Origin of the sequence: Nocardia sp. NPDC049190 (assembly GCF_040648115.1) — a bacterium.
GTDB lineage: Bacteria > Actinomycetota > Actinomycetes > Mycobacteriales > Mycobacteriaceae > Nocardia.
This window is the reverse complement of sequence record NZ_JBEZDE010000005.1, coordinates 1-13246: the sequence shown is the minus strand read 5'-3', so window position 1 is coordinate 13246 and position 13246 is coordinate 1. Positions and strand designations below refer to the sequence as shown.

General features: G+C 67.3%; 12 protein-coding genes. 7 read left to right on the top strand and 5 right to left on the bottom strand.

All coding sequences use genetic code 11. The features are described from left to right. The first annotated feature begins 25 nt into the window (after positions 1 to 25). The gene (groL, locus tag AB0B25_RS06785) at positions 26 to 1636 is read left to right on the top strand and encodes a chaperonin GroEL (RefSeq protein WP_357175814.1); all 1611 of its coding nucleotides are present in this window, start codon (positions 26 to 28) and stop codon (positions 1634 to 1636) included. A 235-nt stretch (positions 1637 to 1871) separates the two neighbouring features. Here the strand turns inward: groL and AB0B25_RS06780 are convergent, their stop codons facing one another. From AB0B25_RS06780 to AB0B25_RS06770, 3 genes are all read right to left on the bottom strand, one after another. Further along, positions 1872 to 2123, bottom strand: a complete 252-nt coding sequence (locus AB0B25_RS06780; protein WP_357175811.1) for a hypothetical protein — start codon at positions 2121 to 2123, stop codon at positions 1872 to 1874. 1 nt (position 2124) lies between these two features. After that, entirely contained in the window at positions 2125 to 2700 is a 576-nt protein-coding gene (locus AB0B25_RS06775) for a sigma-70 family RNA polymerase sigma factor (protein ID WP_357175808.1), read from the bottom strand. A gap of 419 nt (positions 2701 to 3119) precedes the next feature. Further along, the gene (locus AB0B25_RS06770) at positions 3120 to 3413 is read right to left on the bottom strand and encodes a WhiB family transcriptional regulator (protein WP_040704593.1); all 294 of its coding nucleotides are present in this window, start codon (positions 3411 to 3413) and stop codon (positions 3120 to 3122) included. Positions 3414 to 4040: 627 nt separating this feature from the next. Here AB0B25_RS06770 and AB0B25_RS06765 point away from each other — a divergent pair. From AB0B25_RS06765 to AB0B25_RS06755, 3 genes are all read left to right on the top strand, one after another. Continuing rightward, positions 4041 to 4913 carry a hypothetical protein gene (locus tag AB0B25_RS06765; protein WP_357175806.1) on the top strand — a complete coding sequence of 291 codons (873 nt, stop codon included), beginning with the start codon at positions 4041 to 4043 and terminating at the stop codon, positions 4911 to 4913. A gap of 132 nt (positions 4914 to 5045) precedes the next feature. After that, positions 5046 to 5624 (top strand): sigma-70 family RNA polymerase sigma factor, encoded by a 579-nt coding sequence (locus tag AB0B25_RS06760; protein WP_357073825.1) that lies wholly within the window; start codon positions 5046 to 5048, stop codon positions 5622 to 5624. Continuing rightward, positions 5617 to 6759 (top strand): anti-sigma-D factor RsdA, encoded by a 1143-nt coding sequence (locus tag AB0B25_RS06755; protein ID WP_357175803.1) that lies wholly within the window; start codon positions 5617 to 5619, stop codon positions 6757 to 6759. Before AB0B25_RS06760 ends, AB0B25_RS06755 begins: the two co-directional genes overlap by 8 nt. 163 nt (positions 6760 to 6922) lie before the next feature. On the opposite strand, the gene AB0B25_RS06750 is transcribed toward AB0B25_RS06755, so the two are convergent. Then, a complete protein-coding gene (locus AB0B25_RS06750; protein WP_039795739.1) occupies positions 6923 to 7336 on the bottom strand; it encodes a DUF5319 domain-containing protein in 414 nt (137 codons plus the stop codon). Between the two features lie 229 nt (positions 7337 to 7565). Between AB0B25_RS06750 and guaB the strand changes: the two genes are divergently transcribed. Together guaB and AB0B25_RS06740 are read left to right on the top strand one after the other, a co-directional pair. After that, positions 7566 to 9110 (top strand): IMP dehydrogenase, encoded by a 1545-nt coding sequence (guaB, locus tag AB0B25_RS06745; protein ID WP_357175801.1) that lies wholly within the window; start codon positions 7566 to 7568, stop codon positions 9108 to 9110. A gap of 311 nt (positions 9111 to 9421) precedes the next feature. Then, positions 9422 to 10585, top strand: a complete 1164-nt coding sequence (locus tag AB0B25_RS06740; protein ID WP_357175798.1) for a GuaB3 family IMP dehydrogenase-related protein — start codon at positions 9422 to 9424, stop codon at positions 10583 to 10585. 57 nt (positions 10586 to 10642) lie between these two features. On the opposite strand, the gene AB0B25_RS06735 is transcribed toward AB0B25_RS06740, so the two are convergent. Beyond that, positions 10643 to 11449, bottom strand: a complete 807-nt coding sequence (locus AB0B25_RS06735) for an alpha/beta fold hydrolase (protein WP_357175795.1) — start codon at positions 11447 to 11449, stop codon at positions 10643 to 10645. Positions 11450 to 11562: 113 nt separating this feature from the next. Between AB0B25_RS06735 and guaA the strand changes: the two genes are divergently transcribed. Then, positions 11563 to 13134, top strand: a complete 1572-nt coding sequence (gene guaA, locus AB0B25_RS06730) for a glutamine-hydrolyzing GMP synthase (RefSeq protein WP_357175792.1) — start codon at positions 11563 to 11565, stop codon at positions 13132 to 13134. The last annotated feature ends 112 nt before the right edge of the window (positions 13135 to 13246 follow it).

Here is a 13246-nt window from a genome sequence, read left to right as displayed (position 1 = left end):
GTGAACCCGATACAGGAGCAAACATATGGCAAAGCAGATCGAGTTCGACGAGAAAGCTCGTCGGGCGCTGGAACGCGGTGTCGACAAACTCGCCGACGCCGTGAAGGTCACCCTCGGCCCACGCGGACGCCACGTCGTGCTCGCGAAGGCCTTCGGCGGCCCGACCGTGACCAACGACGGCGTCACCATCGCGCGTGACATCGAGCTGGAGGACCCGTTCGAGAACCTCGGCGCGCAGCTGGTCAAGAGCGTCGCCACCAAGACCAACGACGTCGCCGGTGACGGGACCACCACCGCCACCGTACTGGCGCAGGCACTGGTCCGGGCCGGGCTGAAGAACGTTGCGGCGGGTGCGAATCCGATCTCGATCGGCTCCGGCATCGCCAAGGCCGCCGACGTCGTCTCGGAGGCGTTGCTCGCACTGGCCACTCCGGTGTCCGGAGAGCAGGCCATCGCGCAGGTCGCGACCGTGTCCTCGCGCGACGAGGAGATCGGTGCGATGGTCGGCAAAGCGCTGACCACGGTCGGCAAGGACGGCGTGGTTACCGTCGAGGAGTCCTCGACGCTGCAGACCGAGCTGGTCGTCACCGAGGGTGTCCAGTTCGACAAGGGCTATCTCTCGCCCTACTTCGTCACCGACCCCGACAGCCAGCAGGCGGTTCTGGAAGACGCGTTCATCCTGCTGCACCGGGAGAAGATCAGCTCGCTGCCGGACTTCCTCCCGCTGCTGGAGAAGATCGCCGAGAGCGGCAAGGCCGTTCTCATCATCGCCGAAGACGTCGAGGGCGAGGCGCTGTCCACCCTGGTGGTCAACGCGATCCGCAAGACGATCAAGGCGGTCGCGGTGAAGGCGCCGTTCTTCGGTGACCGGCGCAAGGCGTTCCTCGACGACCTCGCCGTGGTCACCGGCGGCACCGTGGTGAACCCGGACCTGGGTATCACGCTGCGCGAGGCCGGCCTCGACGTGCTCGGCAAGGCGCGTCGCGTAGTCGTCACCAAGGACGACACCACCCTCATCGACGGCGCGGGCACCGCGGCGGACATCGCCGCTCGTGGGGCGCAGCTGCGCCGGGAGATCGAGGCCACCGATTCCGACTGGGACCGGGAGAAGCTCGAGGAGCGGCTCGCCAAGTTGGCCGGCGGTGTGGCCGTGATCAAGGTCGGCGCGGCCACCGAGACCGCGCTCAAGGAGCGCAAGTACCGCGTCGAGGACGCGGTGAGCGCGGCCAAGGCCGCCGTCGAGGAGGGCATCGTGCCGGGTGGCGGCACCGCCCTCGTGCAGGCGAGCGCCAAGTTGGTCGAGTTGCGCGATGCGCTGTCCGGCGACGAAGCCGTCGGCGTCGAGGTGGTCCGCACCGCGCTGCAGGCGCCGCTGTACTGGATCGCGACCAATGCGGGCTTGGACGGCGCGGTGGTGGTCAGCAAGGTGGCCGACGGCAAGGAAGGATTCAACGCCGCCACGCTCACCTACGGTGACCTGCTCACCGACGGCGTTGTCGACCCGGTGAAGGTGACCCGCTCGGCGGTCGTCAACGCGGCGTCGGTCGCGCGGATGGTGCTCACCACCGAGAGCGCCGTGGTCGACAAGCCTGCCGAAGAGCAGAACGACCACAACCACCACGGCCACGCGCACTGAGCCGGTCGTACCGATCGGTTGTGCAGGCATACGACGAGGCCCTCGGACCGCGGTCCGAGGGCCTCGTCTGCGCACGTGACTACCCCGCAGTCGGGGCCGCGGCAACTGACTTCGATGGGCTACCGGATACTTCCGAAGCTCGACACGCTATCGGCCGCAGAGCTGAACAGGGCCGGGGAACCGTTCGACTACAGCGGTTCTGGATGCGCGGAGCGGGCCGTGGCGGCGACCGGATTCAGCTGGCGACCGGCGGCTGCTCCGCCGCGATGGCCGCGAGTAATCGAGTGCGCAGCGACGGCGGCGGCACGGCCGCTGTCGCTGCGGCGAGGAGCGAAAGAGCTTCTCTCGTATCTCGTACTTCCTGAATGAACTCCGCGCGTAGCGCGGGGTCCTCGCTGTCGAGCAGTTGTTGCACGTCGTGATGGTCTTCGTCGTCGATCGATCCGAGCGCGACGGTGTGCGCGAGATCGATCTGGCGTTCGTTCATCTCACGTCACCCCCAAACTTTTTTTCAGTCGTGTCAATCCGTCCCTGATGCGGGACTTAACGGTCGGTAACCCTATCCCGAGGTGGTGTGCCACCTCCGCATAGGTACGCCCGCCGTAGTAGGCGAGCGAGATGGCTTCCCGCTGAGTCTCGGTCAATGTGGCGAGACCCTCCAGGACGGCCTGTTGTTCGAGCCTGCGCTCGACTTCTTCGGTGACTTCGTCGAATTCGTTGCCGAGCACCCGTATCCCGTAGGCGACTTCCCGCTGGGTGTGGGCCTGTTCGGCGCGGACCCGGTCGACAGCGCGTCGATGCGCGAGTGTCATCAACCAGGTCACCGCCGAGCCTTTCGCCGGGTCGAAACTCGCTGCCATCCGCCAAATCTGGAGATAGACCTCCTGTGTGGTCTCTTCCGCATAGCCGGGATCGTGGAGAACGCGCAACACCAGACCGAAAACGCGCGCTGACGTCCGGTCGTACAGCTCGGTGAACGCCTCCTGGTCGGCCCGGCCGCAGCGAAGTAGTAGCGCGGCGAGCTCGATACTTTCGGCTGCGCGTGCCGTAACCGCAGAATCCACTGTGGGTGGGAAGGCTTCTCTTCGGAACGAGTCGCCCTCTGCGGCTGGCGGCCGCGTTGTCACAACGCTCCATTCTGTGTCATCGGTCACTACCGTAGCGTGCCGCTATAACCTCCCTTCCAGCGGGGTGCCCGCAATCCGGCTGTAAGCCAGCGGCTTTGCGAGGAGCGCCGACACGCCAGCCGGCTCAGGAGCGGACACGCCGTGACACGCCGAGCGTTTGTCGCAAAACGCCGGACCTGCAGCTGCGCGCTATGGCGGCCGGCGGATCGGTGGTGACCGATCGGAGCCCACCCGCCGATCTCCGGCGCGGAACCGATCACTGTCTTGCCGTGACCGGCTCGGCCGAAGGTATTTCAGTGGCCCGTTGTTTGCTAGGCATTCGACGCCCAGCGGCGTGTGGATGGGAGGGGATTCGTTTACACCGCCATGCGGCGGCGGTTGCGTCGTGCGTGCATCTCACGCTCGGTCTCCGACATGCCGCCCCAGATGCCATAGGGCTCGCTGACTTTCAGCGCGTGACTGCGGCACTGCATCAGTACCGGGCAACTGCGGCAGATCTCCTTGGCGCGCATCTCGCGCGCGGTGCGGGCTCGGCCACGCTCCCCGTCGGGATGGAAGAACACCGCGGAGTCCTGTCCGCGGCACGACCCCCGCATCTGCCAGTCCCAGACATCGGCGTTCGGTCCGGGGAGGTGGGTCGGCATGGGCATGGTGAACTCCTCGTGGTGCGAGCTCGTCAGCATTGTCGAGCAGTTGTTCTGCGTAGTTGTGGGCCACGGCGCCGTGTCGGCGACATGCCCCGGGGCCCGCCCTTCGCGGGTCGCTGCAATTTCGCGCGGCGCCGTCCGTGGCGATGAGTTACGTTAGGTCCAGGCGCGAAATTCCGTCAATAGTTCTACGCAGAAGTTTCCCAAATTCTGCGCCGCGAAGTTTAACCTCCGAGCTATTTACTTTTCGCATTGGTACCGGCCATACTGTTTGGTTGGCTAGCGTTCGACGGCTTCTCGCTGCGCTGAATTTCTAGTATCTGTGCAGCTAGATGCCGTTTTTGTGGTTTAGGGCCGGAGGGCTCCCGTCCGTCAGGTGGGTGGCGGTGGTCACTGCGGCTGGAAGCGACGTTCGCGGTATGCAGATCCGAGATGGCGGAAACGGGGCGCTCAGGTTAATTGCTCGAGACATGGGTGAATTCCCGTAACGCGCGCACCGTGATTGCCGGAGCGAGATTTACCTGACGGAAACATGGGTCGACAACGGAAATGCTGTCCTGTTGCCGATCGGCCGCGGGTCTCCTTCCTGCAGGCTCGGGGTGCGCGCGTGCGTCAGGATAGAGTGCGCGCGTGTTCGCGCCTGCTCTGGTCGGAGATCCTCACTTCGCGGTTCTTGTCGAGGCTGCCTTCGGCGCCGATCCCGGTCTCGCCGTCGCTGAGTTGCCACCCGCTACGGATGCCCTCGGCTCCTGGTTGCGCGCGGTGGTTCTCGGCGGCCAGGGACGCTACGCCGCGGCGCGGGTCGAGCTGCGGAGAGTATGCAACCACAGCACCGACCCGACACTCCTCTCACTGGCGGGAAGTACCCAGGGGTCGCTATTACGTCAACTCGGTTGGCACACGCGCGCCGCGGCCTTCGACGGGCGGGCCGCGGCCCTGGTCCTCGCGACCGACGACGCCACGACCGGAATCGCTCGACCGCGGTTCGTCGACCCACACCCCGCCCGCGTGGACGCGATCTGCGACGCGCTGACCGGACTCGCGGCCGACGCACTCGGCGCGGGGCGGCTCGCGCTGGCCGGGCGACTGCTGCGGCGCAGCGAAACGTCGATGGCGCGCGAGGAGAGCCGGTGGCGTCCCGCGGTCAGGTGGCAGTGGGTGTCCGCTGAGAACGCGCTGGTCGCGGGCCGGTACGTGGCCGCGTCGCGGCACGCCGACACCGCACTGGAACTGGCCGAGAGCGCGCCATCGGTCCGGCACCGGGTCAAATCGCGACTACTGGTCGCGGCGGCCACCGCCGCGCGAGGTGAGCGTGCCCGCTCGATGGCGTTGGTCGAGGAAGTCGCCGAGCAGTGTCGTGCGCACGGTTTGCTGCCGCTGCGGTGGGCGAGTGCCATGCTCCGAGCGGGGCTCGGGGCCGAGGACGCCATGTCGGAGGCGGCGGACTGCGCCGCGGCTATAACGCGCCGAGGTGGGGTCTTCTGTCCCGCGGGTGCTCGGTAGGGGGCGCGGAGACGACCATGTTGCCCGACTCGCGGCGACAGGTCGCTATTGTTAGATCCGTTCCGCCCCTTCGGTGGAAGCACTGGTCATCACCGGACCGTGCCACTTGTAACGCCAGGAATATCTCTGACGATGACGCACACGGGCGAAGAGTTGGACCTCGCCGTCGCTGCCGCTGCGCAGGGCGACAGATCCGCTTTAGCTCAGGTACTGGAGATGATCCGCCCGCTGGTGGTGCGCTACTGCCGCGCGCGGATTGGAGTCGCGGAGCGTGGGCAGCTCTCCGCAGACGACGTTGCGCAGGAGGTTTGTCTGGCTGTGATGACCGCCTTGCCCAGGTATCAAGACCAGGGCAGGCCCTTCATGGCCTTCGTTTACGGAATCGCTTCGCACAAGGTCGCCGACGCCCATCGCAACGCCGCCCGTAACAAGGCGGAGGCAATGGCCGAAGTACCAGATGTCATCTCCACTGACCACGGACCGGAACAAAGAGCTCTCGAGTCGGAAACGAGCAGACAGATGAACCGTCTGCTGTCGACGCTTCCTGAGAAGCATCGAGAGATCTTGATCCTGCGATTGGTCATGGGTTTGTCAGCGGAAGAAACTGCAGTCGCCGTGGGCAGTACGGCGGGTGCAGTGCGGGTTGCCCAACACCGGGCACTCGCGAAACTCAAGTCACAAGTGGCGAGGGCAGGTGAAATGTATGGCTAGGGATGGCGAGCGCGGTCGGGGTGACTGGAAGGCGCGGCTTGGATCGCGGAACAGCGGTCCCTACGCCGAGGCGTCCGGTGACACCGGCCCGATCGACATCGCAGCGGTGCGCCGCGACGATGCTCTGATCGACGCCATCGCGAGCGATGGTCCGGTACACACCGATAGCGCCGAGGAGTATCAGCTGGCGACGTTGCTCGCGGATTGGCGGGCGGAGCTCTTCGCCCCGCCGATGCCCGCGGAGCCGGACCTGGACGCGCTGGTGGCAGCGGTCAATCAGGAGATCGGCGCGCGTCAAGTTCGCATCGGGGCGCATAGCGGAGGGCGATTACGATTACTTCGCCCGATCGCCGGGACGGCGGCAGCGCTGGCCCTGGTCATCGGCGGCATGACGGCGTTCTCCTACAACGCCGAGCCGGGCGATCCGCTGTGGCGGGTCAAAGAGGTCGTTTTCAGCGAGCAGGCCCAGACCACTGTCGTGCAGCGTGCGGACAACGATCTGACCGAGGCCTCGACGCTGGTTACGCAGGACCCGACGCAGGCGAAGGCGCACCTGGAGCGGGCCAAGGACAATGCCGCGCAGGTCAGCAATCCGGACAAGCGCAACGAACTGATGATCGAGTGGGACCGGCTGCTGGAGGAGTTGCGGAAGGTATCGCCGGAGTTGGCTCGTCAGCTCGACGCGGCGGTGCCGAGGTCCGGCGACCAGAGCCCGACGAACCCCACTGGTTCCAGTGTGACCACGAGGCCGAGGCCGACGAGTGGCGGCAGCTCCCCGACGATCCTGCAGCAGCCTGCCGAGCCGACCGGGAAGCCACCGAATTCGGTCGAAACGACAGCGCCGAACGGCGGCAACCCGGCAACCCGGCCGCCGGTGGTGACGACACCGCAGACCCCGGTCGAACCGACCACGCAGGTGCAGACGCCGCCGCCGACGGCGCCGACCACCGTGGTGCAGCCCCCGACCGAGCCGACCGGTGGTACCCGGCCGCCGACCGGAGGCGACACCGGGTCACCGGCCAGCCCGCCGCCGGGCCGGGTGACCACGCAGGTGCCGACCCAGAACAATCAGCCGCCGACCTTCGTCGTGCCGACGGTGCCGGGCGTTCCGGGGTCTCTGTTGCCCGGTCGCTGATCAACAAACCAAGAAAAGGCATGAACCGATCGCGTCTCGCGGTCGGTTTTCTGTCCTGCCGCTCCGGCGGGACCTGCTGCGATCGTGTGCGTCGAAAATCACAGCGGTCACGCCGACCCGTACGAGCCCGGACCACCTGGCTTCGGGAATCGGCGGGACCGTCTCAGCCGTCGAATCCGTCGAATCCGTCGCCGTGGAATGCCTCGTTCATCGAGGCGTCCGCGTAGCCCCGGCAGTAGTCCCAGGTGACGTACGCTTCCGGCGTCGGATCATAGGCGGGCTCGTGCGGGCGGACCGTGCCGTCGACCAGCAGTTGAAGCAGGTTGGCACGCAACATGTCCCAGTCGTGATAGTGGTCCTGCCTGCAGTCTTCGCAGCTGACCACTAGTCCGCGGATGCCACGGTGGGCCAGTAGGGCCTCATATACCGCGAGGTCGGCGAGATCCTCCTCGACCGCAAGGCGCTCGTGGGGATCCAGCGGCTCGCCGGGCTCGATGGCGTCGAGCGCGGCGGACGGGTCGGAGGGGTCTCCGGCGAACGGATCCGGCGGCAAGCCAGGTGGCAGATGGTCACGCACATCCCCACGGTACGCAGAACAGGGTGGTCTGCGCCAGCTATGCGGCGTGCCAGTTTCGGTGGTGGGCTCACTTCGTCGGCGAGTTCGCCGGACAGATACCATGGGTGCGAGGCGACGGCGGTCTCGACACTATTTCCGCCGATCGCCACCGTCCATTCCATCATCAGCCGCCACGACGCCGGTCCGCCCGGCGTCGGTCGCTATCGACGTCCAGGAGGGGTCGATCCGAATGAGTAATCCCGTAACGGGCGAACGAATCGCAGTCCGCCCTCCTACGGGTGGCGACGATCCGAACAAGATCGCCATGCTCGGCCTCACATTCGACGATGTGCTGTTGCTGCCTGCCGCCTCGGATCTCATCCCCAGTTCTGTGGAGACCTCCAGTCAGCTGACCAGAGAGATCCGGCTGCGCACCCCGTTGGTCAGTTCGGCCATGGATACCGTGACCGAGGCGCGGATGGCCATCTCCATGGCCCGCGCCGGCGGCATGGGTGTGCTGCACCGCAACCTTTCGGCAGCCGATCAGGCCGCCCAGGTGGAGACGGTCAAGCGTTCCGAGGCGGGCATGGTGACCGACCCGGTCACCTGTCGTCCGACCGACACCCTCGCCGAGGTCGACGCGATGTGTGCCAGGTTCCGCATCTCCGGTCTTCCGGTGGTGGACGAGACCGGCGCGCTTGTGGGAATTATCACCAACCGGGATATGCGCTTCGAGGTGGACCAAGACCGCCGCGTCGCCGACGTCATGACCAGGGCTCCGCTGATCACCGCGCAGGAGGGCGTGACCGCCGAGGCCGCGCTCGGGTTGTTGCGGCGACACAAGGTGGAGAAACTGCCGATCGTCGACGGCAATGGACGGCTGCGCGGGCTCATCACGGTCAAGGACTTCGTCAAGACCGATCAGTACCCGAACGCGACCAAGGACCGCGATGGTCGTCTGCTGGTCGGCGCGGCGGTCGGTGTCGGCGCGGACGCGTGGTCGCGCGCCATGACGCTGGCCGACGCGGGCGTCGACGTGCTCGTGGTGGACACGGCGCACGGCCATCAGGCGCAGGTGTTGCAGATGGTCACCAAGGTGAAGGCGGAGGTCGGCGACCGAATCCAGGTCATCGGTGGCAACGTGGCCACCCGCGAGGGTGCGTCCGCTCTGGTCGAAGCCGGCGCGGACGCGGTGAAGGTGGGGGTCGGGCCCGGCTCCATCTGCACCACCCGAGTGGTCGCCGGTGTCGGCGCGCCGCAGATCACCGCGATTCTGGAAGCGGTCGCGGCATGTAAGCCCGCGGGCGTCCCGGTGATCGCCGACGGCGGCATCCAGTTCTCCGGTGACATCGCCAAGGCCCTGGCCGCCGGCGCGTCGACCGTGATGCTCGGCTCGCTGCTCGCGGGGACAGCCGAGTCGCCGGGTGAGCTGATCCTGGTCGGCGGCAAGCAGTTCAAGAGCTATCGCGGCATGGGCTCGCTCGGCGCGATGCAAGGCCGTGGTCAGACCAAGTCCTTCTCCAAGGATCGGTATTTCCAGGACGACGTGCTGGCCGAGGACAAACTGGTGCCCGAGGGCATCGAGGGCCGGGTGCCGTTCCGCGGTCCGGTCAACCAGGTCATCCACCAGCTCGTAGGTGGCCTACGCGCGGCGATGGGCTACACCGGTTCCCAGTCGATCGCGCACCTGCAAGAGGCGCAATTCGTGCAGATCACCGCGGCCGGCCTCAAGGAGAGTCACCCGCACGACATCACGATGACCGTCGAGGCCCCTAACTACACCGGCCGCGGCTGAACGCTACGTTCATGTACACGACCGATCGGTCCGTGCATGATTGAGCGTGCCCGCCGCCCATAACGGCGAGCCCGCTATGCGGTAGACGAGCCCGCTATGCGGTGGAACCGCCGCGCGGTAGGTCCGCCGCCTACCCATTGCCAACAACTGGAGGCGCGAGTCTTACGAGCGCCCGTTCGCGGCCCGGCTCACGTCCCAGCGGCCGAAGCGCATGCGCCGCAGGCGCGAGTCTCGGCCGCTGGGACGTGAGCCACCAAGGGGCCGTGAACACGCAGCGCCGCAGGCGCTGCCAAATACTAAGGAGATTTCGCGTGCGCGACATGGTGGAGATCGGCATGGGCCGAACCGCCCGGCGTACCTACGAGCTGGACGATGTCGACATCGTCCCCTCGCGCCGGACCCGCTCGTCGAAGCAGGTGTCGTTGTCCTGGCAGCTGGACGCCTACCGTTTCGAGATCCCGTGCCTCGCGCATCCGACCGACGCGCTGGTGTCGCCGGAGTTCGCGATCGAGCTCGGCCGGCTCGGCGGCCTCGGCGTGATCAACGGCGAGGGTCTGTGGGCACGACACGCCGATGTCTCCGTGAAGATCGATCAGCTGCTCGAGCTCGTCGGCAAGGGCGGCTACGAGCGGGCTGTGGCGCTGCTGCAGGAACTGCACGCCGCGCCGATGCAACCGGATCTGCTCGCCGCCGCGGTGGCGCAGGTTCGCGCGGCCGGCGTCACGGTCGCGGTGCGGGTGAGCCCGCAGAATGCCCGCGCCCTGACTCCCGCGCTGTTGCAGGCGGGCATCGATCTGCTCGTCGTGCACGGGACGATCATCTCCGCCGAGCATGTCAGTGACGGTGAGCCGTTGAATCTCAAGACGTTCATCGCCGAGCTGGACGTGCCCGTGGTGGCGGGCGGCGTGAGCGACCACCGGACCGCGCTGCATCTGATGCGCACCGGGGCGGCGGGCGTGATCGTCGGCTATGGCTCGTTTCCTGGCGCGACCACCACGGGCGAAGTTCTCGGTATCGAGGTGCCGATGGCCACTGCGATCGCGGACGCCGCCGCCGCGCGGCGCGACTACCTGGATGAGACCGGTGGCCGCTATGTGCATGTCATCGCGGACGGTGAGATCGCCACTTCGGGTCAACTGGCCAAGGCGATCGCGTGCGGCGCGGACGCCGCCATGCTGGGCGTGCCGCTCGCCGCGGCGGCGCAGGCGCCTGGCCGGGGCTGGTATTGGCCGTCGGCTGCCGCGCATCCCTCGGTGCCACGGGGTTCGCTACTGCACGTGGACGATCCGTGGGATCTCGGTGATCAGGAGGACGGTGATGTCGTGCGCCCGAGCCTGGAGCGAGTGCTGTACGGCCCGTCGGACGAGCCGTTCGGGACGCTGAATCTCGTTGGTGGTCTGCGGCGCTCGATGGCGAAGGCCGGGTACTCCGATCTCAAGGAGTTCCAGAAGGTCGGACTCAGCGTTCGCGCCTGAGCTACTCCGGTTTCGGCGTCGGTCGGTGGGCGTTGTCGCGCATCGGCGTCGGTCGGTTCACGGTGTTCGGGTCGGCAGCATGGTGGCGCGGAGGAACTGCCGGATCGCGTGGTTGACCGGTTCCGGGTGGGTCATCGTGACGGCGACTCGCGCGTCGGCGATCTCGACGAACGTCGCGCCGGCGAGTCCGTGGGCCACCTGTTGGGTGCGCTCGCGGGTGATGCCGCTGTCGGTGGCATGAATCACCAAAGCGGGACAGGTGATTTCGCTGAGCCGCTCCAGGACCGAGTCACGGCTGAGCAGACACCCCGCGGCTACCTCGATTCCGTTCCGGTCGCGCACCAGCCAGCGTTCGGTCCAGATCGAGCGGTACCACTCGTCGTCGCCGATCAGCCAGGAGGCCAGCTGATGCACAGCCTGTTCACGGGAGCCGTCGTCGTACCACTTCGCCAGGAACCGCTGGGTCGCCCTGGATTGCTCCGGGGTCGCACCGTGTGCCTCGGTGCTGATCAGGATGAGTGCGGAGGTGCGTTCGGGCGCGATCAGCGCGGTGCGTAACGCGGTGAAGCCCCCCTGGGCGATTCCGCCGACGACGGCCCGTTCGGCGCCTAGGTGGTCGAGCACGGTCAGCGCGTCACGCGCGGCGGTCCAGTAGGTGAACGGCAGACCCTCGTCCCTGGTGTTGCCGTGACCCCGCGCGTCCCAGGACACGATCCGGAATTCCGGTGTCAGCGCGGCCATTTGGGCGGCGAACATCGAGTGGTCCATGAAGAATTCGTGCGCTAGTAGCACCACCGGGCCGTTGCCGCCGCTGTCCTCGTAGTGGATATCGGCATCGATCGCGCGGGCGAATGGCACGTGCATGAGGATAGCCAGCGGTGCGAGGGCGTGCGGGAGGATTTGAGCGGTCGGCTCCACTCGGACGCGGGCACTGTGCCGATGATTCGCTCGATCTGCCCGCTCACTAAACTGTGCGAGTGGCACAAACCCAGAGACCGGTCCTCGTCGTCGACTTCGGCGCACAGTATGCCCAGCTGATCGCGCGGCGGGTCCGCGAAGCGAGCGTCTTCTCCGAGGTGATCCCGCATACCACGACGGTGGAGGAGATCGCGGAGCGGCAGCCGCTGGCGGTGATCCTCTCCGGCGGTCCGGCCAGCGTGTACGCCGAGGGCGCCCCACAACTGGATCCCCGGCTGTTCGACCTGGATCTGCCGGTCTTCGGCATCTGCTACGGATTCCAAGCGATGGCCCAGGCGCTGGGCGGCACCGTCGCGCATACCGGTACCAGAGAATACGGCCGCACCGAATTCAATTCCGATGGCGGTTTGCTGCACGGCGGGCTGCCCACCGTCCAGCCGGTGTGGATGAGTCACGGTGACGCGGTGACCGATGCGCCCGACGGCTTCATGGTCACCGGCACCACGACCGGCGCGCCGGTCGCGGCGTTCGAGGACCGCGCTCGCCGGCTGGCCGGCGTGCAATATCACCCCGAGGTGCTGCACTCGCCGCACGGACAGCAGGTGCTGAGCCGCTTCCTGCACGAGATCGCGGGCATCCCGGCCGCCTGGACCCCGGCGAACATCGCCGATGCCCTCGTCGAGCGGGTACGCGAGCAAGTCGGTGACAGGCACGCGATCTGCGGGCTGTCCGGCGGAGTGGACAGCGCGGTCGCTGCCGCGCTCGTGCAGCGGGCCATCGGTGATCGTCTGACCTGTGTGTTCGTCGATCACGGCCTGCTGCGCGCCGGCGAACGCGAGCAGGTGCAGCAGGACTTCACCGCGGCGACCGGCGCGAAGTTGGTGACCGTCGACGCGGTCGGCCAGTTCCTCGGTGAGCTGAAGGGCGTCACCGATCCCGAAGAGAAGCGCAAGATCATCGGGCGTGAGTTCATCCGGTGCTTCGAGGACGCGGTCACCGAGGTGGTGCTCGAGCACGGCACCGACGGTTCGGCGCCCGAGGTCGAGTTCCTGGTGCAGGGGACGTTGTATCCGGATGTCGTGGAGTCCGGCGGCGGCAGTGGTACCGCGAACATCAAGAGCCACCACAATGTCGGTGGTCTGCCCGACGATCTGGAATTCGAGCTCGTCGAGCCGCTCCGGCTGCTGTTCAAGGACGAAGTCCGTGCGGTGGGCCGCGAACTCGGGCTGCCGGAGGAAATCGTTGCGCGCCAGCCGTTCCCCGGACCCGGTCTCGCGATTCGAATCGTCGGCGAGGTCACCGCGGACCGGTTGGACACGCTGCGCCATGCCGACGCGATAGCCCGCGAGGAGCTGACCGCGGCCGGTTTGGACCGGCAGATCTGGCAATGCCCCGTCGTGCTGCTCGCGGACGTCCGCAGCGTCGGTGTGCAGGGTGACGGCCGCACCTACGGCCACCCCATCGTGCTACGCCCGGTGTCCAGCGAGGACGCGATGACCGCCGACTGGACCCGGCTGCCCTACGAGGTCTTGGAGCGCATCTCCACCCGAATCACCAACGAGGTCCCGGAAATCAACCGCGTGGTCCTCGACGTGACCAGCAAACCGCCGGGCACCATCGAGTGGGAGTGAGCTGTGTTGGTTTGGCAGCGCCTGCGGCGCTGCGTGTTCGCGGCCCCTTGGTGGCTCGCGTCCGAGCGGCCGAGATTTGCGCCTACGGCGCGGGCGCTTCGGCCGCTCGGAC

Coding starts and splice junctions, on each gene's coding strand:
- groL (WP_357175814.1), top strand. CDS start 26: ATGGCAAAGCAGATCGAGTTCGACGAGAAAGCTCGTCGGGCGCTGGAA.
- AB0B25_RS06780 (WP_357175811.1), bottom strand. CDS start 2,123: ATGAACGAACGCCAGATCGATCTCGCGCACACCGTCGCGCTCGGATCG.
- AB0B25_RS06770 (WP_040704593.1), bottom strand. CDS start 3,413: ATGCCCATGCCGACCCACCTCCCCGGACCGAACGCCGATGTCTGGGAC.
- AB0B25_RS06760 (WP_357073825.1), top strand. CDS start 5,046: ATGACGCACACGGGCGAAGAGTTGGACCTCGCCGTCGCTGCCGCTGCG.
- AB0B25_RS06755 (WP_357175803.1), top strand. CDS start 5,617: ATGGCTAGGGATGGCGAGCGCGGTCGGGGTGACTGGAAGGCGCGGCTT.
- guaB (WP_357175801.1), top strand. CDS start 7,566: ATGAGTAATCCCGTAACGGGCGAACGAATCGCAGTCCGCCCTCCTACG.
- AB0B25_RS06735 (WP_357175795.1), bottom strand. CDS start 11,449: ATGCACGTGCCATTCGCCCGCGCGATCGATGCCGATATCCACTACGAG.